The 22,656-nt window shown below is 73.7% G+C and carries 24 protein-coding genes; 10 read left to right on the top strand and 14 right to left on the bottom strand.

What is annotated here, in order from left to right; genetic code table 11:
* The first annotated feature begins 6 nt into the window (after window positions 1-6).
* Window positions 7-1,083, top strand: coding sequence for a phosphate ABC transporter substrate-binding protein PstS (gene pstS, locus RM590_RS11620; protein ID WP_311704390.1), 1,077 nt, complete (start codon window positions 7-9; stop codon window positions 1,081-1,083).
* 61 nt (window positions 1,084-1,144) lie between these two features.
* Here the strand turns inward: pstS and RM590_RS11615 are convergent, their stop codons facing one another.
* From RM590_RS11615 to RM590_RS11600, 4 genes are read right to left on the bottom strand one after another with little or no spacing between them, the layout of a single operon-like run.
* Window positions 1,145-2,113: an ABC transporter substrate-binding protein gene (locus RM590_RS11615; protein ID WP_311704389.1), complete on the bottom strand. Its 969-nt coding sequence runs from the start codon at window positions 2,111-2,113 to the stop codon at window positions 1,145-1,147.
* Window positions 2,110-2,931, bottom strand: coding sequence for an ABC transporter ATP-binding protein (locus RM590_RS11610; protein ID WP_311704388.1), 822 nt, complete (start codon window positions 2,929-2,931; stop codon window positions 2,110-2,112). The genes RM590_RS11615 and RM590_RS11610 overlap by 4 nt, the downstream gene beginning before the upstream one ends.
* Window positions 2,928-3,980 (bottom strand): FecCD family ABC transporter permease, encoded by a 1,053-nt coding sequence (locus tag RM590_RS11605; protein WP_311704387.1) that lies wholly within the window; start codon window positions 3,978-3,980, stop codon window positions 2,928-2,930. Before RM590_RS11605 ends, RM590_RS11610 begins: the two co-directional genes overlap by 4 nt.
* Window positions 3,977-5,017 carry a FecCD family ABC transporter permease gene (locus tag RM590_RS11600; protein ID WP_311704386.1) on the bottom strand — a complete coding sequence of 347 codons (1,041 nt, stop codon included), beginning with the start codon at window positions 5,015-5,017 and terminating at the stop codon, window positions 3,977-3,979. Before RM590_RS11600 ends, RM590_RS11605 begins: the two co-directional genes overlap by 4 nt.
* 82 nt (window positions 5,018-5,099) lie before the next feature.
* Between RM590_RS11600 and RM590_RS11595 the strand changes: the two genes are divergently transcribed.
* Window positions 5,100-5,753 (top strand): HAD family hydrolase, encoded by a 654-nt coding sequence (locus RM590_RS11595; RefSeq protein ID WP_311704385.1) that lies wholly within the window; start codon window positions 5,100-5,102, stop codon window positions 5,751-5,753.
* Here the strand turns inward: RM590_RS11595 and RM590_RS11590 are convergent.
* Window positions 5,714-6,010 carry a hypothetical protein gene (locus RM590_RS11590; protein ID WP_311704384.1) on the bottom strand — a complete coding sequence of 99 codons (297 nt, stop codon included), beginning with the start codon at window positions 6,008-6,010 and terminating at the stop codon, window positions 5,714-5,716. The genes RM590_RS11595 and RM590_RS11590 overlap by 40 nt on opposite strands.
* Before the next feature lie 140 nt (window positions 6,011-6,150).
* Here RM590_RS11590 and RM590_RS11585 point away from each other — a divergent pair, with 140 nt between their 5' ends.
* Entirely contained in the window at window positions 6,151-6,534 is a 384-nt protein-coding gene (locus RM590_RS11585; protein ID WP_311704383.1) for a cold-shock protein, read from the top strand.
* A gap of 13 nt (window positions 6,535-6,547) precedes the next feature.
* On the opposite strand, the gene RM590_RS11580 is transcribed toward RM590_RS11585, so the two are convergent.
* The 4 genes from RM590_RS11580 to RM590_RS11565 are packed head-to-tail and all read right to left on the bottom strand — an operon-like array spanning window position 6,548 to window position 10,057.
* Window positions 6,548-7,384, bottom strand: coding sequence for a 1,4-dihydroxy-6-naphthoate synthase (locus RM590_RS11580; protein ID WP_311704382.1), 837 nt, complete (start codon window positions 7,382-7,384; stop codon window positions 6,548-6,550).
* A complete protein-coding gene (locus RM590_RS11575; RefSeq protein WP_394813851.1) occupies window positions 7,377-8,066 on the bottom strand; it encodes a futalosine hydrolase in 690 nt (229 codons plus the stop codon). The genes RM590_RS11580 and RM590_RS11575 overlap by 8 nt, the downstream gene beginning before the upstream one ends.
* The gene (locus RM590_RS11570; RefSeq protein WP_311704381.1) at window positions 8,050-8,631 is read right to left on the bottom strand and encodes a hypothetical protein; all 582 of its coding nucleotides are present in this window, start codon (window positions 8,629-8,631) and stop codon (window positions 8,050-8,052) included. The genes RM590_RS11575 and RM590_RS11570 overlap by 17 nt, the downstream gene beginning before the upstream one ends.
* Window positions 8,632-8,659: 28 nt before the next feature.
* A complete protein-coding gene (locus RM590_RS11565) occupies window positions 8,660-10,057 on the bottom strand; it encodes an MFS transporter (RefSeq protein WP_311704380.1) in 1,398 nt (465 codons plus the stop codon).
* A 264-nt stretch (window positions 10,058-10,321) separates the two neighbouring features.
* Between RM590_RS11565 and RM590_RS11560 the strand changes: the two genes are divergently transcribed.
* Window positions 10,322-11,071 (top strand): DUF3027 domain-containing protein, encoded by a 750-nt coding sequence (locus tag RM590_RS11560; RefSeq protein WP_311704379.1) that lies wholly within the window; start codon window positions 10,322-10,324, stop codon window positions 11,069-11,071.
* A gap of 1 nt (window position 11,072) precedes the next feature.
* On the opposite strand, the gene RM590_RS11555 is transcribed toward RM590_RS11560, so the two are convergent.
* Entirely contained in the window at window positions 11,073-11,930 is an 858-nt protein-coding gene (locus RM590_RS11555; RefSeq protein ID WP_311704576.1) for a sulfite exporter TauE/SafE family protein, read from the bottom strand.
* Window positions 11,931-12,312: 382 nt separating this feature from the next.
* Between RM590_RS11555 and RM590_RS11550 the strand changes: the two genes are divergently transcribed.
* Window positions 12,313-15,474 (top strand): sacsin N-terminal ATP-binding-like domain-containing protein, encoded by a 3,162-nt coding sequence (locus tag RM590_RS11550; RefSeq protein ID WP_311704378.1) that lies wholly within the window; start codon window positions 12,313-12,315, stop codon window positions 15,472-15,474.
* Window positions 15,462-16,298 carry an endo alpha-1,4 polygalactosaminidase gene (locus RM590_RS11545; protein WP_394813850.1) on the top strand — a complete coding sequence of 279 codons (837 nt, stop codon included), beginning with the start codon at window positions 15,462-15,464 and terminating at the stop codon, window positions 16,296-16,298. Before RM590_RS11550 ends, RM590_RS11545 begins: the two co-directional genes overlap by 13 nt.
* Before the next feature lie 76 nt (window positions 16,299-16,374).
* Here RM590_RS11545 and RM590_RS11540 read toward each other — a convergent pair whose 3' ends face one another.
* Window positions 16,375-16,653 (bottom strand): DUF2530 domain-containing protein, encoded by a 279-nt coding sequence (locus RM590_RS11540; RefSeq protein WP_311704377.1) that lies wholly within the window; start codon window positions 16,651-16,653, stop codon window positions 16,375-16,377.
* Between the two features lie 119 nt (window positions 16,654-16,772).
* Here RM590_RS11540 and RM590_RS11535 point away from each other — a divergent pair, with 119 nt between their 5' ends.
* Window positions 16,773-17,216, top strand: a complete 444-nt coding sequence (locus tag RM590_RS11535) for a MarR family winged helix-turn-helix transcriptional regulator (protein ID WP_311704376.1) — start codon at window positions 16,773-16,775, stop codon at window positions 17,214-17,216.
* Between the two features lie 81 nt (window positions 17,217-17,297).
* The gene (locus RM590_RS11530) at window positions 17,298-18,632 is read left to right on the top strand and encodes an MFS transporter (RefSeq protein ID WP_311704375.1); all 1,335 of its coding nucleotides are present in this window, start codon (window positions 17,298-17,300) and stop codon (window positions 18,630-18,632) included.
* Here RM590_RS11530 and RM590_RS11525 read toward each other — a convergent pair.
* Window positions 18,622-19,137, bottom strand: a complete 516-nt coding sequence (locus RM590_RS11525) for a GNAT family N-acetyltransferase (RefSeq protein WP_311704374.1) — start codon at window positions 19,135-19,137, stop codon at window positions 18,622-18,624. The genes RM590_RS11530 and RM590_RS11525 overlap by 11 nt on opposite strands.
* A 35-nt stretch (window positions 19,138-19,172) precedes the next feature.
* On the opposite strand from RM590_RS11525, the gene thpR reads away from it, so the two are divergent.
* Window positions 19,173-19,694: an RNA 2',3'-cyclic phosphodiesterase gene (gene thpR / locus RM590_RS11520; protein ID WP_311704373.1), complete on the top strand. Its 522-nt coding sequence runs from the start codon at window positions 19,173-19,175 to the stop codon at window positions 19,692-19,694.
* A gap of 121 nt (window positions 19,695-19,815) precedes the next feature.
* Here the strand turns inward: thpR and RM590_RS11515 are convergent, their stop codons facing one another.
* Window positions 19,816-20,811 carry an aldo/keto reductase gene (locus RM590_RS11515; protein ID WP_311704372.1) on the bottom strand — a complete coding sequence of 332 codons (996 nt, stop codon included), beginning with the start codon at window positions 20,809-20,811 and terminating at the stop codon, window positions 19,816-19,818.
* Window positions 20,812-20,905: 94 nt separating this feature from the next.
* Complete coding sequence (locus RM590_RS11510) at window positions 20,906-21,442, bottom strand: hypothetical protein (RefSeq protein ID WP_311704371.1); 537 nt, start codon at window positions 21,440-21,442, stop codon at window positions 20,906-20,908.
* A 161-nt stretch (window positions 21,443-21,603) separates the two neighbouring features.
* On the opposite strand from RM590_RS11510, the gene RM590_RS11505 reads away from it, so the two are divergent.
* On the top strand, window positions 21,604-22,638 hold the full coding sequence (locus RM590_RS11505) for a hypothetical protein (RefSeq protein ID WP_311704370.1): 1,035 nt from the start codon (window positions 21,604-21,606) through the stop codon (window positions 22,636-22,638).
* The last annotated feature ends 18 nt before the right edge of the window (window positions 22,639-22,656 follow it).

Raw genomic sequence — 22,656 nt, 5'->3', positions numbered from 1 at the left:
GGCACCATGCGGAACCGGCTCGTGAGGGCCGCCGCGCCCGCCGCGGCGGCCGTCCTCCTCCTCGGCGGCTGCTCCGGGACCGACGACGGGTCCGCCGTCACCCGGGGCACGCTCTCAGGCCAGCTCACGGGGTCCGGGGCCACGTTCCCCGCGCCGCTGTTCGACGAGTGGACGGCCTACTACAGCACCCACGTCGAGACCCGCGCCACGATCGACTACCGGGCGGTCGGATCGGGCGGCGGGATCGAGCAATTCCTGTCCGACACCGTGGACTTCGGCTCCTCCGAGCGCTACCTCCAGGGCAGCGAGCTGGCGATCGCGGGCGATGTCCGGGGCTGCCCGGCCGTGCAGTTCCCGGTGGTTTTCGGCGCGGTGGTCGTCGCCCTGAACGACGACGCGCTGGACGGTCTGGTCCTCACCGCCGACGTGCTCGCGCGGATCTACGACCGCCGGATCACGCGTTACGACGACCCGGCCATCGCCGAGCTCAACCCGGGCCTGGACCTGCCCGCCGAGGAGATCCGGCCCGTGCACCGCTCGGACGGCTCCGGCACCACCTATGTCTTCTCCCGCTACCTCACCACCGAAGTCCCGTTCTGGGGCGATGAGTACGCCGAGGGCACGGACATCGACTGGCACCCCGACACGCTGGGCGGGGACGGCAACGAGGGCGTCGCGCGCGCCGTCGGCGAGAACTCCGGCGGCCTCGGCTACGTCAACCAGTCCTACGCGCTGAGCAACGACCTGGCCACCGCGCGGATCGTCAACGAGGACGGCGTCGCCGTCGAGCCGACGCTGGACGCCACCACGGCCGCCTCCGAGGAGGCCGAGATCCCCGACGACTTCCAGTTCTCCATCGACGACATCGGCGGCGCGGGCTACCCCATCACCGGCGCCAACTGGATCTTCGCCTACGAGTGCGGCTACGACGACGAAACGGCCGCGCTGCTGCGGGACTTCTGGACCTGGACGCTGACGGACGCCACGGCCGACGCCGCCGCGGGCGACCTCGGCTACGCCCCGATGAACCTGGAGCTGAAGGACCGCGTGATCGAGGAGATCCAGCGGATCGACTCCCGGTAGGAACGCCGCCGGGGGAGGCGCCGTCGATTCAACGGCGCCTCCCCCGAAGGGACTTGAGGGTTCAGCCCGCGAGGTGCTGCTGGAGCTCGTCCAGGATCTGGTCGGCCGCGGTGTAGCCGATGCCCAGGAACCAGAGCTGGTCGTTGACGCGGAAGGCACGCTCGTTCTGCACGGCCGTCAGGTCGTCCCACAGCGGGCCGCCGACCGCCTCGTCCTCGCCCGAGCCCTCGGTGGAGCCGTACGAGGTGTAGAAGATGATGTCGCCGTCGGCCTGGTCGACCTGCTCGGGGCTCACCTCGACCGCGAAGCCGTTCTCGGCCTCCTGGGTGATCGCCGGGCGGCCGAGGCCGACGTCCGACAGGATCGTGCCGATGAAGTTCTCCTCGCCGTACAGCCGGGTGTTGCCGCCCTCGATGAAGCGCAGCATGCTGACCTCGGTCCCGGCCGCGGCCTCCGGGCCGCCGATCGCCTCGGTCACCTCGGCGACGTGCGCCTCGTACTCCTCGACGACGGCCGCGGCCTCCTCGGACTTGCCCAGCGCCTCGGCGTGCAGCAGGAAGTTCTCCTGCCAGGGCGCGCCGACCGTCTCGGTGAAGACGGTGGGGGCGATCTGCGACAGCTCGTCGTAGCGCTGCTCGTCGCGGATCTTGCTGCCGATGATCAGGTCCGGGTTCAGCTCGTTGATCGCCTCCAGGTTGGGCTGGGTGATGGCGCCGACGTTCTCGATGCCCTCCAACTGGTCCTGCGGCAGGTAGTCCAGGAACATCGTCCCGGTGTCCGTCTCCACCGCGCCGACCGGCGTGATGCCCAGCGTGATCGCGGTGTCCAGCTCGCCGGTGTCCAGCACGACGACGCGCTCGGGGTTCTCCGGCACCTCCACCGGGCCCATCGCCGTCTGCACGGTGCGGGTGCCGCCCTCGCCCGATCCGCTGCCGGTGTCGCCACCGCTGTCGGAGTCGTCTCCGCAGGCGGCGAGGGTGAGCGCGGCGGTCAGCGCGAAGGCGGCCGCGGCGGTGATACGGCGGTTCATTGTGGTGTTGCCTCTTCTTTCTCGGGGGATGCGCCCGGGGCCGGGACGGGCGCGCCGGGGACGACGAGCGGGGAGCCCGTGACCGGGTCGGGGACGACCACGGCGACCAGGCCGAACACCTCGGCGACCAGGTCGGCCGTGACGATGTCCCCGGGCCGGCCGCGGGCCACGATCCGGCCGTTCTTCATGGCCACCAGGAAGTCGGCGTACCGGGCGGCCTGGTTCAGGTCGTGCAGCACGGTGACCACCGTCCGCTCCAACTGCCTGACCAGATTGAGCACATCGACCTGGTGGGCGATGTCGAGGAACGTCGTCGGCTCGTCCAGCAGCAGCAGGTCCGTCTCCTGGGCCAGCGCCATCGCGATCCACACCCGCTGCCGCTGACCGCCGGACAGCTCGTCCACCGGCCGGTCGGCCAGCTCCGTCACATCGGTGCGCGCCATCGCCTCGGTCACGGCCCGCTCGTCCTCCTGGGACCACTGCTGCCACCAGCGCTGGTGCGGCTGCCGGCCGCGCGAGACGAGGTCGGCCACGGTGATCGCCTCGGGCGCCACCGGCGACTGCGGCAGCAGCCCGATCGCCTGCGCGATGCGCCGGGTCGGGATCCGCGCCAGCTCCTGACCGTCCAGCAGCACCGAGCCGCCGCGGGGCTTCAGCAGCCGCCCCAGCGCCCGCAGCGTGGTGGACTTGCCGCACGCGTTGGGGCCCACGATGACGGTCACCTGACCGTCCGGGATCTCCAGGTCCAAGCCCTCGACGACGGTCCGCGCGTCGTCGTAGCCGAGGGTCAGCCCGCGGGCGCCGAGCCGGGAAGTCATGAGGAGCGGCCTCCGGAGGAGCGGTTGTTGACGATCAGCCACAGCAGGTACGGCGCGCCGACCGCGGCGGTGACCACGCCCACCGGCAGCTCGGTGGGGGAGAACAGCGTCCGCGCCAGCACGTCCGCCGCCACGGTGATGAACGCGCCGGCCAGCGCCGAGCACAGCAGCGGGATCTGCGCGGTCCGGGTCAGCCGCCGCGCGATCTGCGGCGCGAGCAGCGCCACGAAGTCCACCGGCCCGGCCGCGCCCGTCGCCAGCGCGGCGAGCAGCACGCCCAGGGTGGCCAGGCCGAGCCGCACCGGGCCCAGCCGGACGCCCAGCGCGGTCGCGGTGTCGTCGTCCAGCACCACCGACCGCTGCGCGCGGGCGGCCCACAGCACGGCGGGCAGCAGCAACAGCAGCGCCCAGGCGAGCGGTTCGGCCTCCGTGTAGCCGCGCCCGTTGAGCGAGCCGGTCATCCACACGGTGGCCTGCTGGGCGACCTGGTAGTCGCCCTTGGTGAGGAAGAGCTGGGTGATCGAGCGCAGCGCGACGGCGAAGCCGATGCCGATGAGCACGAAACGTGCCGCGTGCAGCCCGCCGCGCCAGGCGAAGACGTACACCAGCCCGGCGGCGGCCAGCCCGCCCGCGACCGACCAGTACGGCAGCACGGCCGCCGAGGCCAGGCCGTAGGTCATCGCGCCGACGGTGACGGCGGCGGCGCCATGGGTGACGCCGATGATGTCGGGGCTGGCCAGCGGGTTGCGCGCCACGGTCTGGATCAGCGCCCCGGCCACCCCGAGCGCGGCGCCCACCAGCAGCCCGACGGTCAGCCGCGGCAGCCGCAGCGCCCCCACCACGAACTCCTCGCTGGAGGACAGCCCGAACACCACGCGTATCGCCTGGTCCGGCGCGGCCGGTGACTCGCCCAGACACAGCGCGGCCAGGCACGCCCCGAGCAGCGCGAGCGCCAGCACCCCGGCGACCACCGAGGCCCGCCGGTGCACCAGGAACGACGCACGCCGTCCCCGCGCGACGGCATAGCCGGCCGACGTCGTAGCGGTCATGCGCGAACTCCCGAACGGCGCACCAGGAACACCAGGAACGGCACGCCGACCAGCGCCGTCATCACCCCGGCCGGCACCTCCGAGGGCGGGAAGACCAGCCGGCCCAGCACGTCGGAGACGAGCAGCACCACCGGCCCGAGCAGCGCGCACATCGGCAGCAGCCAGCGGTGGCCGCCGCCCACCAGCGCCCGCGCCAGGTGCGGAACGGCCAGGCCCACAAAGGCGATCGGGCCGGTGGCCGCGACCCCGGCGCCGGTCAGCACCGTGGCGCCCAGGCCGCCGGTGATCCGCACCAGCGCCACGTTCTGCCCGAGGCCCCGCGCCACGTCCTCGCCCAGCGCCAGCGCGTCCAGGCCGCGCGCCGCCGCGAGCACCAGCACCGTGCCGACCAGCAGGAACGGCCAGATCTGCCCGGCGATTTCGGCGTCCCGCCCCGACAGCGAGCCGATCTGCCAGAACCGGAACTCGTCCAGCGTGGCCGACCGCGTGGTCAGCACGCCCATCGTCACCGAGACGAGGAGCGCGTTGATCGCGGCGCCCGACAGCGCCAGTTTCACCGGCGTCGCCCCGCCCCGGCCGCGCGCCGCGACGGCGTAGACGGCCACCCCCGCCAGGCCGGCACCGGCGAACGCGTACCAGACGTAGTCGGTCAGCGCGTGCGCCCCGGCGTAGGCGATGGCCAGCACCACGGCGACCGCCGCGCCCTGGCTGACGCCCAGGATCCCGGGCTCCGCGATGGGGTTGCGCGTCAGGCCCTGCATCACCGCGCCCGCCAGGCCCAGCGCCGCGCCGACCATCAGTCCGACCAGCGTGCGCGGCACCCGCATCTCGCGGACGACCTCCGTGCCGGGGCCCTCGCCGCCGGTGAAGAACGCCCGCCACAGCTCGTCCAGGGACAGCGAGCGGCTGCCGAGCGCCAGACTCAGCACCACCGCGACGGCCACCGCGGCGCCCGCCGCGCACAGCCAGCCGAGCCGCCGGGTGGCGGCCGGGGCGCCGCGCTGGGCGTGCGGAAGCGGGGGAGCGGCGGCGGACATGCGTTCCTCGGTCGGTCACTTCGGGCGGGGCTTAGGTAAGGCGAGCCTAAGTGTACGCATGTGCTCCAGGCACAATGGCCCTATGCCGTTTTCTCCCCAGACGCCCACGCTGACCGTTGGATTCGACCTCGACATGACGCTCATCGACTCCCGGCCAGGCATCAGGACCGCCATGGAGGCACTGTCCACGGAGACGGGGGTGTTCATCGACGCCGAGCTGGTCGTCACCCGCCTCGGGCCGCCGCTGGAGGAGGAGCTGGCGTACTGGTTCCCCGCCGACCGCATACCGGCCGTCGGCGACCGCTACCGCGAGATCTATGTGACCCACGCGATCCGCGCCACCACCGCGCTGCCCGGCGCCCGGGAGGCGATGGCCGCGGTCACCGGCCACGGCGGCCGGTCCATCGTCGTCACCGCCAAGTACCAGCCCAACGCGAAGCTCCACATGGAGCACCTCGGGTTCGAGCCGGACGCCGTCATCGGCTCCCTGTGGGCCGAGGCCAAGGCCGAGGCGCTGCGCGCGCACGAGGCCGCGGTGTACGTCGGCGACCACGTGGGCGACGTGCGCGGCGCGAAGGCCGCCGGCGCGGTGTCCGTCGCCGTGGCCACCGGTCCCTGCGCCGCGGCGGAACTGAACGCCGCGGGCGCGGACGTGGTGCTGCCCGACCTGACCGGCTTCCCGGCCTGGCTGGAGAGCTACCTCGCCGAGGCGGCCCCCGCCGTCCGGCCCGTCTGACCCGCCCGGGCCACCCGCCGCTGGTGCGCGACGGAACGCAGCAGCCCGGCCGCCGCGATGGCGAAGCCGACGCCCATCAGCATCGACACGACATACGCGGCGGTCGGCAGCGGGTCGGCCCCGATGAACAGCGGGATCACGGTCACCATCGTGGCCAGCGCGCCGACGCCGAACACGACCGCGCCCACCCGCACCAGCACGTCTCCCGGGCTCGCCGGGCTCCTGTCACTCACCCCTCCAGGGTCGCAGGCGCGCATACTCGCCGCGCGCCGGGGGCAGTGATCCTCCGAAACGGCCCGGCGGCATCTTGTCACCGGGCCGAGGGCGATTAGCCTGGGACGTGGCGGGTCGGGTGGCCCGCCTCATTGTTATGGACGAGTGCGAGGAACGAGGACACGTGCCTACCGGCAAGGTCAAGTGGTTCAACAGCGAGAAGGGCTTCGGCTTCCTTTCCCGTGACGACGGCGGCGATGTCTTCGTGCACTCCTCAGCGTTGCCCAGCGGGGTCGAGGCCCTGCGGCCCGGACAGCGCGTCGAGTTCGGCGTGGTGGCCGGTCAGCGCGGCGACCAGGCGCTGTCGGTCACGCTGCTCGACCCGGTGCCGTCCGTCGCCGCCGCGCAGCGGCGCAAGCCCGACGAGCTGGCCTCGATCGTCCAGGATCTGACGACGCTTCTGGACGGCGTGTCCCAGCAGCTCGAACGGGGCCGCTACCCGGACCGGCAGAGCGGCCGGAAGATCGCCGGCATGCTGCGCGCCGTCGCCGACCAGCTCGACGTCTGAGCCGGGCACCGGACTAGATTCCCGAGACCGCGGGCACCAGCCCCTCGTCGGCCGCGCGCGTCAGCAGCTCCCGTATCGCGGCGTACCCCGCCTCGCCCAGATCCGCGGTGAACTCGTTGACATACAGGCCGATATGGGCGTCCGCGACCTCGGGGTCCATCTCCTGGGCGTGCTCCAGCACATAGGCCCGGCTCGCCGCCGGGTCCGCCCAGGCGTGCCGGACGGAGGCCGTGATCGCGTCCGTGATCGCGGCCAGCCGCTCGGCGCCCAGCGACCGCTTCGCGATGATGGCGCCCAGCGGGATCGGGTGCCCCGTGGTCCCCTCCCAGAACTCGCCCAGGTCGGCCAGCCGGTGCAGCCCGTACCGCTGATACGTGAACCGCGCCTCGTGGATGACCAGTCCGGCGTCCACGAGGCCGTCGCGCACCGCGGGCATGATCTCGTGGAACGGCAGCACCCGCACCTCGCCGACCCCGCCCGGCACGTGCTCGGCCGTCCACAGGCGGAACAGCAGGTAGGCGGTGGACCGTTCGCCCGGCACCGCCACCGTCTTCCCCGCCAGGCTCGCCGGCCCGGCCGCGTCCCGGGTCAGGACCAGCGGCCCGCAGCCCCGGCCCAGCGCGCCGCCGCAGGGCAGCAACGCGTACTCGTCCAGGACCCAGGGCAGCACCGCGTAGGACACCTTGAGGATGTCGCCCTCGCCGCGCTCGGCCAGGCCGTTGGTGATGTCGATGTCCGCGAAGTCCACCTCCACCGGCGGCGCCCCGGGCAGCAGGCCGTGCGCCCAGGCGTGGAAGACGAACGTGTCGTTGGGGCACGGCGAGTACGAGATGCGCAGCGCGTCAGCCACGGTCCCTCCAGGTGTCGAGTACGGGCGGCAGCGCGGCGAACGCGTCGGTCAGCGCCCGCAGCGCGGCGGGGATGCGCCAGGCCGCGCGGTCCCGGGGGCCCACGGCGTTGGACACGCAGCGGATCTCCAGCACCGGAACACCGGCCGGCGCCGCGGCCGTCGCCACCCCGAACCCCTCCATGGCCTCCGCCGCCGCCCCCGGGTGCCGCTTCGCCAGCTCGGCCGCGCGCTCGGCGGTGCCGGTGACGGTGCTCACGGTCAGCACCGGGCCGAGGGCGGCGCCGGTGGCGGTGGCGACCGCCCGGGCGAGGCCCTCGGGCGGTTCGTGGGCGGCGACGCCGAAGCCGAGTTCGGCCACGTCGAGGAAGCCGTCGGAAGTCTGGGCGCCCAGATCGGCGGCCACGATCGAGGAGGCGACGACCGTGCCGCCGACGCCGGCGGCCGGCGCGAAGCCGCCACCGATGCCGGCGGCTATCACCAGGTCGTGGGGCTCGGGCGCGAGCGCCAGCGCGGTGGCCGTCCCGGCCGCCGCGGCGGCGGGCCCCACGCCCGCGGCCAGGACCTCGGTCACCAGCCAGGCGGGCGCCGCGTTCAGGCCGTTCACCACCGCGTCGCGCTCGGGCGGGACGGCGGTGACCACCAGGACCCGCAGCGGCGGGCCGTCGTCAGTCCTCGGGCTCAAGATCGGCGTTCCACACGCCCTCGAAGGAGCCGAACAGCCGCTCCTCGTACTGCTCCTGGGACGAGGAGGACCAGATCTCCTCCGCGTCGTAGTCCTCGCCCACCTGGGCGACGACGACCCGGATGTCGCTCGCCTCGGGCAGCGTGCCCGGGGTCTGGTTCCGGTCGCGGTCCCGCTGCTGGATCTCGTCGACGTCGAACGTCTGATAGGTGGTGGTGAAGGGATTCGCGTCGTACAGCAGGCCGTTGAAGAACAGCAGCCAGCCGGTGTCCGCGATCTCCGGGTCCACCCCGATGCGGAACGTGTCCCCGGCCTGCGTGGTGAAGACCGGCACGTCCTCGTCGCTGTCCAGGCACTCCCGGACCCGGTCGACACTCAGGTCCTCGCCGTGCGCGTAGCAGTCGTCCGCGGTCTCCCGCGAGGAGGTGGCCGAACCGAGCGTGAAGTGCGCGTTCGGACTGGGCTCCTGGCACCCCGACAGCGCGAGGAGCGACAGCGAAACAGTGCCGGCGGCGAAGGTGGTACGGACGGCCCGGCGGCCCCGCTTCGTGGCGAACGCAGTCATGCGGGCAGGTTAACCCGCAGGCCGCCGGTCATCTGACGCGGGGGTGCGGCGTGCCGCGCCGCGCCGCGGACAGCAGACTGCCCAGGGACGGCAGCGCGCCGGCCGCCACGATCCCGGCCGCGACCGCCATGCCCAGCGTGCCCTCCAGCGGCAGCCCGATCCCGATCGCGCCGCCCGCCACCCACGCCATCTGCAACGAGGTCTCCGAACGGGCGAACGCGGACGTACGCACCACCTCGGGCACGTCCCGCTGGATCATCGCGTCCAGCGACAGCTTCCCCAGCGCCTGGCAGATGCCCGCCGCCGCGCACACCGCGACCACCGTCACCGTCAGATAGCTGACCGCCGCCGTCACCGTGCACGCGAGCGCCAGCAGCAGCACCACCAGCAGGATCCGCTCCGGGGCGCGGTCGCGCAGCCAGTTCCCCAGCAGGTTCCCCAGGGCGTTCCCCGTGCCGGCCGCCACCCCCACCACGCCCAGGGAGAACGCGGCGGTCAGCCCCGGCAGCGACTCGCTGCGCAGCAGGAACGCCATGAAGAACAGCAGGAAACCCGACAGCGCCCGCAGCGACGCGTTCGCGATCAGCGCCTTGAACACCGGCGAGTCCACGCCCCGCAGCACCCCGCGCCGCCCCTCGTCCCGGTCCCGGGACTTGGCGCGCCTGGCCTCGGCCAGCTCCGCCAGGTGCACGGTGCGCTCGCCGCGCGCCAGGTCCACCTGGTGCGGCAGCCGGAAGGAGAGGAACGCGCCGACGACGGTGACCACGCACGCCCCGTACAGCGGCCACCGCTCGCCGATCGCGTTCAGCCCGAGGCCGACCGGCGCGGCGGCGCCGGCGGAGATGAGGCCGGTCAGGGTGATGCGGGCGTTCGCCTTCACCAGGGAGATGCGGGACGGCAGCAGCCGGGGGACGACCGCGGCGCGCACGATGTTGTACGCCTTGGAGCACACCATCACGCCCAGCGCCGCCGGATACAGCTCCAGCCCCCCGGAGACCACGGCCGCCGCGATGACCAGGGCCAGCCCGCCCCGGGCGAGCAGCGCCGCCGCCATGGCCGCGCGGCGGCCGTGCGGCAGCCGGTCCAGCAGCGGGCCGATCACCGGGGCCAGGAGGACGAACGGGGCCATGGTGATGGCGAGATACAGCGCCACCCGGCCGCGGGCCTCGTCGGTGGGCACCGAGAAGAAGATGGTGGATGCCAGCGCCATCGTGATGAGCATGTCGCCCGCGGAGTGCACCGCGTGCAGCTCGATCAGCTTCGCCAGCCCGGACTCGCCGGCGCCGTGGGCGTGGGTGACGCGCCGGATGCGGCGGCCGACGGCCAGCGGCACCGCGGGCAGGGCACGGCCCGTCGCGCGGACCGCCCGGTGGAAGACCCCGGAGCCGGACCCGCTCTTGGTGTCGGAGGAGCTGCCTGCGGCCACGGCTGCAAGCCTAAGGCCAGAACCTTGCCCGGTTCCTGCTTCTCGCGTCCCCTTTACAGGGGTTTACGGCGCGCGCGGCGCCGTCCCGGGAGCGTCGCGGCCCACGCACCCGCCGCCCGGGGCGTGCGGTAGCGTGGGCCAACGGTGCGCCTTGCCTCGTTCAGCGCGACGTCGTAGCGGTCCAGTGTCCGCTCCGTCGGCTCCGATCGCCACCAGGCGCCCGCACCGACGACGGCGTAGGAGTGAATTCTTGTGAGTGCTGGGATGCGAAGCCGAACCCCGGACCGGCTGTGTGCCGAGGCGGTGGACCTTGCCCGCGAGGCCGCGGCCGAGGCCGCGTACCCGCAGCCGCTGGGTTCCTACCTCGGCGCGGTGGCCGAGGGGGACCGGCTGGTCACCCACCTGTTCGCCAGCGAGGACCCCGGCTACCCCGGCTGGCGCTGGTCCGTCACCGTCGCCCGCGCCGCCCGGGCCCGTTACGTCACCGTCGACGAAGTCGCGCTCACCCCCGGCCCGGACGCGCTGCTGGCGCCCGAGTGGGTGCCGTGGAGCGAGCGGCTGCGCCCGGGCGACCTGGGCCCCGGCGACCTGCTGCCCACCGAGCCGGACGACGCGCGGCTGGCGCCCGGGTTCCTGGCCGAGGCGCCCGAGGCCGAGGCCGCCGAGCGCGGCGGGATCACCGATGTCCTGAACGAAGTGGGGCTGGGCCGCCGCCGGGTGCTGTCCTGGTTCGGGACGGAGGACGCCGCCGACCGCTGGGCGGAGGGCTGGGGCGCCGAGACGCCGATGGCCCAAGCGGCCCCGGCCAGTTGCGTGAGCTGCGGCTTCCTGGTGCCGATGGCGGGGGCGCTGCGGCAGGCGTTCGGCGTGTGCGCCAACGAGTACTCCCCGGCGGACGGGCACGTGGTCTCGCTGTCCTACGGCTGCGGCGGCCACTCCGAGGCCGCCGTGATGCCCGAGCCGCAGCCGCCGGCGCCGCCGGTGATCGACCACATGGGCGCCGACCCGCTTTAGTTCACGCCAGCGAGCGCAGGATCAGGGCGGCCCCGGAGGCGGCCACCGTCGCCAGCAGCGCGCCGCGCGCCGGGCCCGCGCCCGGGGGTCCTGCCCAGCCGGTCTTGCCGGGCCCGCGCCGCCATACACGGCACCTCGCTGCTCCCCCAGCTAACGCTGGGAGGTGCCCCCAGCCGAATCGCCCAAGTACGGCCAAGTACGAGTGGCGATCCGGCGCCTTGCGGGGGGTACCTCCCAGGCCCCCAAGGGCCTGGGGGCGCACCGCGTCTGACGACGCGGACTGATCCGACAAGACCGACCGGGCAGGACCCAACCGCGTGCGCAGCGGCCTTCCCGCCAGGAACCCGGCCAGCACGAACGGCGTCAGCAGCAGCCCGGCCCGGATCTGCTCGCCGTCCAGTTCGCCCGCCAGCGCCAGCGCGGCCAGCGAGATCGCCGCGCCGAAGAAGAAGAACGCGCCCAGCGTGGCCCGCACCCGGGCGGCCGGCTCGTGCTGGTAGAGCAGCGCGAGCGGCGGCCCGCCGATGGACGTGGCCGTGCCCGTCAGCCCCGACACGGCGCCCGCCGTCAGCAGCGACGCCGGGCGGATGCGCACCCGCGCCGACCACAGCGAGGCCGCCGTCGCCAGCAGCACCATCACGCCCACCACCGCGCCCAGCGCGCGCGGCCCGAGCACCCTCACCAGCCACGCCCCGGCCAGCGCGCCCGGCACCCGGGCGGGCAGCCCCCAGGCCAGGCCGCGCCAGTGGATGTGCCGCCACTCGGTGATAACGGTGAGCGTCGGCAGCGTCATCGAGGTGACCACCAGGGCACCGGGCAGCAGTTCCGGTGCGGCGAACGCGACGACGGGCGCGGCGATCAGGCCCAGGCCGAGCTGGGGCCCGTCTTCAAAGAGGCCGCCCTACCCGCGACGCTCCCCCGCAAGCGGGAGGTACCCCCAGGCACGCACGCTCGCTGCGTTGCCGAATCGCGCGAGTACGACCAAGTACGAGCTGCGATCCGGCGCCTTGCGATCGCACGCGCCAGACGCCGCGGGTGGCCGGACGCCCCCTTTGAAGACGGACCCCGGCCCGCTCTGCACCGCCGACCCCGCGAACACCGCCGCACCCGCCACGAGCAGGAGCGATATGTCGGTCATCGACGGCCGAACGTAGCATCGGCGGCGGCCCGTTCGCCTCCCATTAGCCGGGGCGCCGCCCGAGGCGGCGTCGCGCGCGCCCGCACCCGGTACTGTCGCTCCCGTGACCACCGACAGCAGCGACGACCCGTTCGACACCCAGCGGTTGCGGCACGGCGTCCTCACCGCGTGGACCGGCTCCCCGGCGCGCTTCCGGGAGGACGCCAACGCCGAGGAGGACCTGGCCAGAGGCGGCTACCGCGACCGGCTGGTCGTCGAGCTCGCGCAGAACGCCGCCGACGCCGCCGCCCGCGCCGGGCTGCCCGGCCGGCTGCGGCTCACGCTGGCCGACGGGGTGCTGACCGCAGCCAACACCGGGGCGCCGGTGGACGCGGCGGGCGTGGAGTCGCTGTCCACGCTGCGCGCCTCCGCCAAGCGGGACGCGGAGGGCGGCGTCGGCCGGTTCGGCGTCGGCTTCGCCGCCGTCCTCACCGTCAGCGACGAGCCCGCCATCACCGGCCGGGCCGGCGGGGTGCGCTGGTCGCTGACCGAGGCCGGCGAACTCGCCCGCGCCGCCGCCGCCGACACCCCGCGGCTGCTCGCCGAGCTGGACCGCCGGGCCGGCCAGCGGCACGCCGTTCCGCTGCTGCGGCTGCCGCTGCCGCTGGCCGGGGCCGAGGTCCCCGAGGGCTATGACACCGCCGTCATCCTGCCGCTGCGCGACGCGGCGGCCGAGGACCTGGCGGCCCGGCTGCTGGACGCGGTGGACGACACGCTGCTGCTCACGCTGCCGGGCCTCGACGAGGTCACCGTCGAGGTGGCGGGCGTGCCGCGGACCCTGACGCGCCGCCAGTTCGGGCCCTACACCCAGATCACCGAGGAGCCCGGGCCGGCCGGCAGCGCGGTCCGTTCCACCCGCTGGCGGGTGTCGACCGCCAACGGCGAGGCCGACCCCGAGCTGCTGGCCGACCGGCCGCTGGAGGAACGGGAACGCCGTCACTGGTCGGTGACCTGGGCCGTTCCGGTGGACGCCGAGGGCGCCCCGGCCCCGCCGCCCAGCGCGCCCGTGGTGCACGCGCCAACCCCCACCGACGACGCGCTCGGCCTGCCCGCCCTGCTCATCGCCACCTTCCCGCTGGAGCCCACCCGCCGCCATGTCGCGCCGGGCCCGCTGACCGACTTCCTCCTCGCCCGCGCCGCCGACGCCTTCACCGCGCTGCTCGCCGACTGGCGGCCGGTGACCGAGGAGACGCTGAGCCTGGTGCCCGGGCCGCTGGGCCGGGGCGAACTCGACGGCCGGCTGCGGGCGTTGCTGCTCGACCGGCTGCCCACCACCGCGTTCCTGCCCAGCGCCGCGGCGGCCCCCGGCACCGACGAGCCCGAGGCCGAGGTGCCCGTCGCGCTGCGCCCCACCGAGGCCGAGCTCGTGGAACGCGCCGGCGCGGACACCGTCGCCGTGCTGGCCGAGCTGTTCCCGGTGCTGCTGCCCGCCGGGCTGGAGCGCCGCGCCGAGCTGCGGGTGCTGGAGGTGGCCCGCGTCTCGCTCGGCGAGATCATCGACCGGCTGGCCGGCGTCGAGCGCCCGCCGAGCTGGTGGTGGCGGCTGTACGAGTCGCTGGCCGGTGTGGACCCCGAGCTGCTGACCGGACTGCCCGTTCCGCTGGCCAGTGAGGGTCCCCCCGGCAACGGGGGCGCGGCCGCCGGGGGCGGCCGCACCACCATCGGCCCGCGCCGCGTGCTGCTGCCGGTGCCCGGCACCGACCCGGCCGAGCTGGACCGGCTCGGGCTGAAGGTCGCCCACCCGGATGCCGCCCACCCGCTGCTGGAGAAGCTGGGTGCCGCCCCTGCCACGCCCCGCGCGGTGCTCGCCACCTCGCAGGTGCGGGCGGCCGTCGCCGCCTCCGGTGACGTCGAGGTGTGGGACGAGGACGCCATCCCGGCCGCCGAGCTGGCCGAGACGGTCCTCGCGCTGGTCCGCGACGCCGGGCTGCGGCCGGGCGACGAGCCGTGGCTGGCCGCCCTCGCGCTGCCCGACGAGGACGGCGAGCTGACCCCGGCGGGGGAGCTGGTCTACCCGGACAGCGTGTTCCAGCGGATCATCCGCGAGGGTGAACTCGCCGCCTGCGACCCGGAGCTGGCCGCCCGCTGGGGCGAACAGCCGCTCACCGCGGTGGGCGTGCAGGGCGACTTCGCGCTGATACGGGCCACCGACGTGGTCCTGGACCCGGACGAACTGGAGCCGCGCGACGCCGACTTCGCCGAGCCCGACGACATCGGCCTGCTGGACGCGGTGGACGTGTGGTGCGAGGACACGCTCGACGCGCTGCCCGACGCCGCGCTGCCGCCCGTCGCCGCCGAGGTGCTGGCCGTCCGCGACCTGGAGCTCGTCGCCGACGACGCCTGGCCCCAGGTGCTCGGGCTGCTCGCCCGGCCGCCGTTCCGCACGGCGCTGACCGCCGCCGTCCGCGTCCGGATGCCCGACGGCACGATCGAGCGCGCCCGTTCGTACACGGCCTGGTGGCTGCGCGGCGCGCCCATCCTGGACGGCCGCCGCCCGGCCGGTCTGCGCGCGGCGGACGGCGACCCGCTGCTCGCCCACCTGTACGAGGACGCGGACACGGCGGACGTCGACGAGGAGGTGCTGCACGCGCTCGGGGTGCGCACCACCGCCCGCGCGCTGCTCGCCGAGCCGGGCGGCGCGGCCGACCTGCTGGCCCGCCTCGCCGACCCCGACCGCCCGGTGACCTCGGCCCAACTGCACGGCCTGTACGCCCTGCTGGCCGAGCTGGACCCGGACGACGTGACGCTCCCCGACGAGCTGCGGGCCGTGGTGGACGGCGTGCCGACCGTGGTGGCCGCCGGTGACGCCCTGGTCGCCGACGCTCCCGACCTGCTGCCGCTGGCCACCGGACGCGCGCTGCTGCCGGTGCCGCCGGACCGGGCCGCCGCCCTGGCGGCCGTGCTCGACGTGCGCCCGCTCGGCGCCGCCCTGCCGGCCGAGCCGCCCGCCTCCGGTACCGAGCGGGAGGTGCCCGCGGCGGCCCGCGCGCTGCTCGGCGAGGGAACGCCCGCCACCTATGTGGAGCACGACGAACTGGTCATCTCCGCCGTCGAGTTGGACTGGCGCCTCAGCGCCGACGGCACGCTGCACGCGGCGACCGTCGAGGGGCTGGCCGCCGGGCTGGCCTGGGCCACCGGGCAGTGGCCGCGCCGGTTCGAGCTGGCCGCCCTGCTGGAGGACCCCTCGCGGGCGGACGAGCTGGAGACCGCCCGGTGGTTCGACTGACGGCACGCGGGGCCCTGGCCGCCGTGTCGCTGCTGGCGCTGACCGCCTGCTCCGGCTCCGCCGCCTCCCCTCCGGTGCCGGAGGAGTCGGCCGAAACCGAGGCCGAAACCGAGGCCGAGCCGGAACTGTGGCGGCCCGCGCCCGGCACCGACTGGCAGTGGCAGCTCAGCGGCCCGCTCGACCTCACCGTCGACGTCCCGGTGTACGACATCGACGGCTTCGAGTCGACCGCCGAGGACGTGGCCGCGCTGCGCGCGCGCGACGTCCGCGTCATCTGCTACATCAACGCCGGCGCCTGGGAGGACTTCCGCCCCGACCGGGACGCGTTCCCCGCCGGACTGCTCGGCGAGGGCAACGGCTGGGAGGGCGAACGCTGGCTGGACATCCGCCGGTTGGACGCGCTGCGCCCGCTGATGGCCGAGCGTTTCGACATGTGCGCCGACAAGGGCTTCGATGCCGTCGAACCCGACCTCCTCGACGGCCACCTGAACGAGACCGGCTTCCCCCTGACGGCCGCCGACCAGCTCGCCTACAACCGCATGATCGCCGAACTCGCCCATGAACGCGGCCTGTCGGTGGGCCTGAAGAACGACATGCCGCAAATACCCGAGCTGGTCGACGAGTTCGACTTCGCCGTTAACGAGGAGTGCGCCGAGTTCGGCGAGTGCGAGGCGCTGACCCCGTTCATCGAGGCGGGCAAGGCCGTATTCCACGTCGAATACGCCCTGTCCCCCGAGGAGTTCTGCCCGGTCACCACCCCCCTGGGCCTCAGCTCGCTCGCCAAGAACCTCGACCTGGACGCCTGGCGGGAGACGTGCCCCTGACGCCGCGCCGGGCGCAGATCACCGAGCCCTGCGACCTCTCGGCGCCGCGCGCCATGTACGACCTGGATCTCTTCGATCAGGCCCTGTCCGGCCGGTCTTGCCGGGCCCGCGCCGCCTGGATCGCGGCCTCGCGGCGGCGGACGTACCACAGGCCGAAGACGCCGAGGCCGGCGCCGGTCAGGCAGGTCCAGAGCCACCAGGTGTGGTCGTGGTCGGCGTACCAGGAGTAGAAGGGCAACTGGACCACGAACAGCGCGGCCCAGGCGATGGTGCCGACGAGAACGGTGGCCACCACGTTGCCCTCAAGGGGCTCGGGTGCCTCCCGTTTTCCGTTGGTCCACTCACCGAGGCGCATGCCCGCAGCCTACCTGGGGGTGTCTCACGCATCACTCGAATGGCCCCCGGGGAATGTACATCGGCCGACGATCGTCCTATATTTCGTTAGGCAAGCTAATGAGCCAGAGGGTGGTGCCCATGCCCAACGCGATGCTGGACGGCCCGGACGACGCCGACGCGGTCAACACACTGCGCATCGGCGTGCTGCGGCTCTCGCGCCGTCTGCGCCACCTCAGTGCGGACCGGACCCTGAGCCTCGCCGAGCTGTCCGCGCTGGGCACCCTCGCCCGCTGCGGCCCCATGACCCCGGGGGAGCTGGCCCGCAAGGAGCACGTTCAGCCGCCGTCGATGACCCGCATCATCGCGCTGCTCCAGGACCGGGGCCTCGTCGGGCTCGAACCACACCCCCAGGACCGGCGGCAGAAGGTCGTCGCCGCCACCGACCAGGCCGAGGAGATGCTGGAGGCGAGCCGCGGCCAGCGGAACGCCTGGCTGGCCCAGCTCGTCGGCGAGCTCGACGAGGAGGAGTGGGCAGCGCTGCGCGCCGCGGCGCCGGTGCTGCACAAGCTCGCGCACCTCTAGGCGCTTCTCCCGGGCGCGCCGCCGCGCGCCCGCCGCGCCCACCGCGAGAGACAGCACAGACCGCACGAAGGAGTGTTTCCCTTGAGTCCGGGACCCGGAGCAGACTCCGCACCCGCATCCCTGACCACGACCGACAAGACATCCACCTTCAGTTCCTTCCGCGTCCGCAACTACCGGATCCACTTCCTGGGCTCGTCGGTGTCCAACATCGGGACCTGGATGCAGCGCATCGCCCAGGACTGGCTCGTGCACGAACTGACCGGCTCCGCCGCGGCCGTCGGCATCACGCTGGCGCTCCAGTTCCTGCCGATGCTCCTCTTCGGCCTCTACGGCGGCGTCCTCGCCGACCGCTTCGACAAGCGCAAGCTGATGATCGGCACCCAGGTGGTGCTGGGCCTCAGCGGACTGACGCTCGCCGCGTTGACGTTCAGCGGCAGCGTTCACGCGTACCACGTCTACGCGCTGGCCCTCGTCGTCGGCCTGGCGACCGTCGTGGATAATCCGGCCCGCCAGGCGTTCGTCTCCGAGATGGTCGGCCCGGGCCTGCTGCGCAACGCCGTCTCCCTCAACTCCGCCAACTTCCAGTCCGCGCGGCTGATCGGCCCCGCCGTCGCGGGCGTCGTGATCACCTCCGTCGGCGTCGGCTGGGCCTTCCTCGCCAACGGGCTGTCGTTCATGGCCCCGATCACCGGCCTGCTGCTGATGCGCACCTCCGAGCTGTCCCCGGTCGAACGGGCGCCGCGCGGCAAGGGGCAGTTGCGCGAGGGGCTGCGGTACGTCGGCAGCCGCCCGGACCTGCTGTGGCCCATCGTGCTGCTCGGGTTCGTCGGCACCTTCGGCTACAACTTCCCGATCTGGCTGGTGGCCTTCACCGACCAGGTCTTCCACGCCGACGCGGGCACCTACGGCCTGCTGAACTCGCTGATGGCGATCGGCTCGGTGGCCGGCGCGCTGCTGGCCGCGCGGCGCGGCAGCAGGCGGATGCGGTTCACGGTGGCCGCGGCCGTGCTGTTCGGCGTGCTGCTGATGATCGCCGCGGCGGCGCCCACGTTCCTGATCTTCGCCCTGCTGATGCCGGTGGTCGGCGTGGTGGCCATGACGTTCCAGGTCACCGCGAACGCCGGGATACAGCTCCACAGCGACCCGGCCATGCGCGGCCGGGTGATCAGCCTGATGATGATGGTCTTCGTGGGCGGCACCCCGTTCGGCGGGCCGTTGATGGGCTGGCTCTCCGACACGTACGGCGCCCGGATCGGACTGCTGGCCGGCGGCCTCGTGTGCGCCACCGCGGCCGTCGGCGTCGCGCTGGTGCTCGCCCGGATAGGCGGCCTGCGGCTGCGCATCAGCCTGCGAGCCGGCCGGCGCGGCGTGGCACTGGTGCCACGCGACCCGGAGGAGCTGACCGCTACGGCGTGACAGGCGGCACGCGCTGGGCCAGCACCTGCCCCGGCCAGTCGCCGACCAGGACGCGCTCGGTGGAGGTGAAGCCCTGGCTCTTGTAGTACTCCACGAGCCGGCCGTCGTCCCCCGCGTAGCAGTCGACGCGCAGCAGCTCGATGCCCTGTCGGCGGGTCTCGGCCACGGCGTGCGCCAGCAGCGCCGCGCCCACGCCGAGGCCCGCGAAGCGGCGGTCGGTGACCAGCAGGTGGACGTACACCTCGGGCTCGTCGGCCGGGGCCACATAGGGCGTCGGGTCCGGGGTCAGCGTCATCGTGCCCGCCGGTACGCCGTCGATCTCGGCCAGCCACGGGGTGCCGGACGCCACGATCTCCCCGACCCGCTCCACGGCCTTCGGCCGGGCCGACCAGGGCTCCGTGCCCCACTGCCCGGTGCGGCCGCGGGCCACCAGCCATTCCACCGCGCCGTCGAGCATCCCGAGTATCACGGGAAGGTCGTCCGTTCCGCCCTGTCTGATCTTCATGCGGCTCATGCTAGAACGTGTCGGGGGAGGTGCGGATGAGACTGTTCGCCGCTGTACTGCCACCGCCCGAGGCGGTGGCCGAACTCGAAACTGCCGTGCGGGAGTCGCGCGCGCTGCCCGAGGCCGACCGGCTGCGCTGGGCCGAGCCCGACGGCTGGCACATCACGCTCGCCTTCTACGGCGAGACGGACCCCGGGCAACTGCCCGGGCTGTACGCGCGGCTGGCCGAGGCGGCGCTCACGCACGAGCCGTTCCCGTTGCGGCTCACCGGCTGCGGGACGTTCGGCGACCGCGTGCTGTGGGCCGGGGTCGGGGGCGCCACGGCCGACCTGGTCAGCCTCGCCACCGCCGTGGGCCCGGGCGTCGGCACGCACGACGAGTACCGCCCGCACCTCACGCTGGCCCGGGGCCGGGGCGAGCCCCCGCTCACCCCCTGGACCGCCGCGCTCGCCGGCTTCGCCGGCACCGGCTGGACGGCGCGGGCACTGGTCCTGATGCGCAGCGAGGACGACCACCGGTACACGTCGCAGGCCGCCTGGCCGCTGGGCGTACCGTAAGTACCGTGAACGCCAAGACCCGCTCGCGCATCGTCACCACCGGCTTTGTCGTGCTGCTCGCGGTGGTGGCCCTGGCCGCGGTGCTCGGATAGCGCCGCGGCCGGGGTCCGCTCGTTCCCGCCTACCAGGCGAACGCCTCCGGGGACTGGCCCGGGCCCGGGAAGATCTCGTCCAGCGCGGACAGCACGTCCTCGCCGAGGTCGAGCTCCACCGCGCGCACCGCCGAGTCGATCTGCTCGCGCACCCGCGGCCCGACGATCGGCCCGGTCACCCCGGGCCGGGTCAGCAGCCAGGCGAGGGCCAGCTCGCCGGGGGCCAGGCCGTGCTTGTCGGCCAGGTCCTCGTACGCCTGGATCTGCGCCCGCTGCGCGGGGTCGGCCAGCACCTCCGCCGCGCGGCCGCCCGCGCTGCGGCCCGAGCCGCCCTCGCGCTCCTTGCGGATGGCGCCGCCGAGCAGCCCGCCGTGCAGCGGCGACCACGGGATGACGCCCAGGCCGTAGCCCTGGGCGGCCGGGATGACCTCCATCTCGGCCCGGCGCTCGGCCAGGTTGTACAGGCACTGCTCGCTGACCAGCCCGAGGGAGTTGCGCCGGGCGGCGGCCTCGTTGGCCTGGGCGATGTGCCAGCCGGCGAAATTCGACGAGCCGGCGTAGAGGATCTTGCCCTGCTGCACCAGAACGTCGATGGCCTGCCAGATCTCCTCCCACGGCGTGTCCCGATCGACGTGGTGGAACTGGTACAGGTCGATGTAGTCCGTCTGAAGCCGCTTGAGGCTGGCGTCCACGGCACGGCGGATGTTCACCGCGGACAGCTTGTCGTGATTCGGCCAGGCCGGGCCGTCGCCCGCCATGTTCCCGTTCACCTTGGTGGCCAGCACCACCTTGTCGCGGCGCTCGCCGCCCTGGGCGAACCAGGTGCCGATGATCTCCTCGGTGCGGCCCTTGTTCTCGCCCCAGCCGTAGACGTTGGCGGTGTCGAAGAAGTTGATTCCCTCGTCAAGCGCCGCGTCCATGATGAGGTGGGCGTCCGCCTCGTCGGTGAACGGCCCGAAGTTCATGGTCCCCAGGACCAGTCGGCTGACCTTGAGACCCGTGCGTCCGAGCTGTGTGTACTTCATGGGTGCCAGCCAACGCCGTGGAGTGCGCTCCAGGCAAGAGAGGCCGCGACGTCCACGGGGACGTCGCGGCCTCATCCGCGTTATGTGGGGTTGGTTATGCCGAGCGGCCCTTCACCCCGGCGAAGACGCCCGCGCCGACGGCGACGAGGGCGCCGACGAGGACGACGTAGAGGCCGAAGGCCGTGGAGAACTCGAAGCTCTCCATGACCATGTCCAGGTCCTCGCCGGTCAGTTGACCACCGGCCTCGTCCTCGACGTAGGTGCGGGCCAGCCGCTCGGGGTCGAGCACGTTGAGAACGGCGAAGACGAGCGCGATCAGCGCGGGCACCGCGGCCCCCGCCGCCGCCATGGCGTTCCGCTTGACCAGGCCGAACGCGAACAGCCCGATGGCCAGCAGAGCGGTGATCAGCGTGAACATGCCGTCGCCGTCCATGCCGCCGACCGTTTCCGACCCGGCGGACATGCCTCCCTCGGCGCCCTCGACGGTGGTCCAGGCGAGGAACGAACCCAGGAACGCCAGCGCGGCGCCGGCAATCCCGGCGATGATGGGCTGCTTGGGGAACGCGTCGGCTACGGCGCCCCCCGCAGGCGCCGCAGCCGGTGCGGAATAGTTTTGACCGTATCCACTCATGGGCAGAACGTAAGGATGGCTGAATCCCGGCCGCAACGTGCTTGACCGCTATGCCTCTTATGCAGATCTTATCTCTGCGGAATGCTCGCTTCCTGGGCTCAGGAACTCCCCATCTCGAGCGCCGTCTCTCGGTTGGCGCCCGGGGTGGCAGGCTTGGGAGCATGCCCACTTGGCCCACGCTCACCGGGGCGGTACTCGCGGGCGCGCTGCTCGCGCCGCTGTCCGTCGCCGCGCCCGCCGCCGCCGACGCGCCCCCGGCGTTCCACATCAACGACCCGCGCATCACCGAGTCGAGCGGGCTCCAGGCCAGCCACCGCCACGCCGACGTGTACTGGACGCACAACGACCAGGACACCGCCCCCAACATCTACGCCATCGACGGCACGACGGGCGACACGCTGGCGACCGTGACGCTGGCCGGCGTCGAGGGCCGCGACCTGGAGGCCATCTCCCTGGGCCCGGAGGGCGACCTCTACATCGGCGACATCGGCGACAACTACGACGGCGGCTGGTCGGAGGTGTGGATCTACCGCATTCCCGAGCCGGAGACCCTGGCCGACGCCACGGTGACGCCCACGGTGTACACGGCGACGTACGACGACGGCCCGCGCGACGCCGAGGCGCTGATGGTCCACCCGGAGACGGGCCGGGTCTACATCGCGAGCAAGAAGGAGGACGGCGGCGGCGCGCTGTACGCAGGCCCGGCGCAGTTGACGGAGGCGGGCGTCAACGCGTTCCAGCGGGTGGCCGACATCGACGTGTGGGTGACGGACGGCGCGTTCTCCCCGGACGGCACGCGCCTGATGCTGCGCGGCTACTTCACGGCGCAGATGTACCGCTGGACGCCGGACGGCACGCCGGAGCCGATCGACCGCAGGGTGATCCCCGGCGGCCCGATGCAGGGTGAATCGGTGACGTTCACGCCGGACGGCAGGACGCTGATGTTCGGCGGCGAGGACGAGAACAGCGAGGTCGAACCGGTGGAACTGGCCGGTGAGTTGCTGCCGGAGAGTGCCCGCGAGAGTTCGCCTCCGGAGGAGGAGTCCGACTCCGACTCCGACTCCGACGCCGCGGGCGGGCGCGACGAGGAGGACGACGAGGGCATCTCCACCGGCACAGCGAGCACGCTGATCGTCGGCGTCCTGATCATTCTCGGCGTGCGGTATCTGTCGGTGAGCGGAAAGAAGAAGGGGTGAACGGAGTGAACGGGGGCG

The sequence above is a fragment of the Streptomyces litchfieldiae genome, from assembly GCF_031845365.1.
Lineage (GTDB): Bacteria > Actinomycetota > Actinomycetes > Streptomycetales > Streptomycetaceae > Streptomyces > Streptomyces litchfieldiae.
The sequence above is the reverse complement of the archived record's forward strand: the minus strand, read 5'-3'. Positions and strand labels throughout refer to the sequence as shown.

Excerpts from the sequence above, each read along its gene's own strand:
- pstS (WP_311704390.1), top strand. The coding sequence starts at position 7 with ATGCGGAACCGGCTCGTGAGGGCCGCCGCGCCCGCCGCGGCGGCCGTC.
- RM590_RS11615 (WP_311704389.1), bottom strand. The coding sequence starts at position 2,113 with ATGAACCGCCGTATCACCGCCGCGGCCGCCTTCGCGCTGACCGCCGCG.
- RM590_RS11610 (WP_311704388.1), bottom strand. The coding sequence starts at position 2,931 with ATGACTTCCCGGCTCGGCGCCCGCGGGCTGACCCTCGGCTACGACGAC.
- RM590_RS11605 (WP_311704387.1), bottom strand. The coding sequence starts at position 3,980 with ATGACCGCTACGACGTCGGCCGGCTATGCCGTCGCGCGGGGACGGCGT.
- RM590_RS11600 (WP_311704386.1), bottom strand. The coding sequence starts at position 5,017 with ATGTCCGCCGCCGCTCCCCCGCTTCCGCACGCCCAGCGCGGCGCCCCG.
- RM590_RS11595 (WP_311704385.1), top strand. The coding sequence starts at position 5,100 with ATGCCGTTTTCTCCCCAGACGCCCACGCTGACCGTTGGATTCGACCTC.
- RM590_RS11590 (WP_311704384.1), bottom strand. The coding sequence starts at position 6,010 with ATGCGCGCCTGCGACCCTGGAGGGGTGAGTGACAGGAGCCCGGCGAGC.
- RM590_RS11570 (WP_311704381.1), bottom strand. The coding sequence starts at position 8,631 with ATGACTGCGTTCGCCACGAAGCGGGGCCGCCGGGCCGTCCGTACCACC.
- RM590_RS11560 (WP_311704379.1), top strand. The coding sequence starts at position 10,322 with ATGCGAAGCCGAACCCCGGACCGGCTGTGTGCCGAGGCGGTGGACCTT.
- RM590_RS11540 (WP_311704377.1), bottom strand. The coding sequence starts at position 16,653 with ATGCGCCTCGGTGAGTGGACCAACGGAAAACGGGAGGCACCCGAGCCC.
- RM590_RS11535 (WP_311704376.1), top strand. The coding sequence starts at position 16,773 with ATGCCCAACGCGATGCTGGACGGCCCGGACGACGCCGACGCGGTCAAC.
- RM590_RS11525 (WP_311704374.1), bottom strand. The coding sequence starts at position 19,137 with ATGAAGATCAGACAGGGCGGAACGGACGACCTTCCCGTGATACTCGGG.
- thpR (WP_311704373.1), top strand. The coding sequence starts at position 19,173 with ATGAGACTGTTCGCCGCTGTACTGCCACCGCCCGAGGCGGTGGCCGAA.
- RM590_RS11515 (WP_311704372.1), bottom strand. The coding sequence starts at position 20,811 with ATGAAGTACACACAGCTCGGACGCACGGGTCTCAAGGTCAGCCGACTG.
- RM590_RS11510 (WP_311704371.1), bottom strand. The coding sequence starts at position 21,442 with ATGAGTGGATACGGTCAAAACTATTCCGCACCGGCTGCGGCGCCTGCG.
- RM590_RS11505 (WP_311704370.1), top strand. The coding sequence starts at position 21,604 with ATGCCCACTTGGCCCACGCTCACCGGGGCGGTACTCGCGGGCGCGCTG.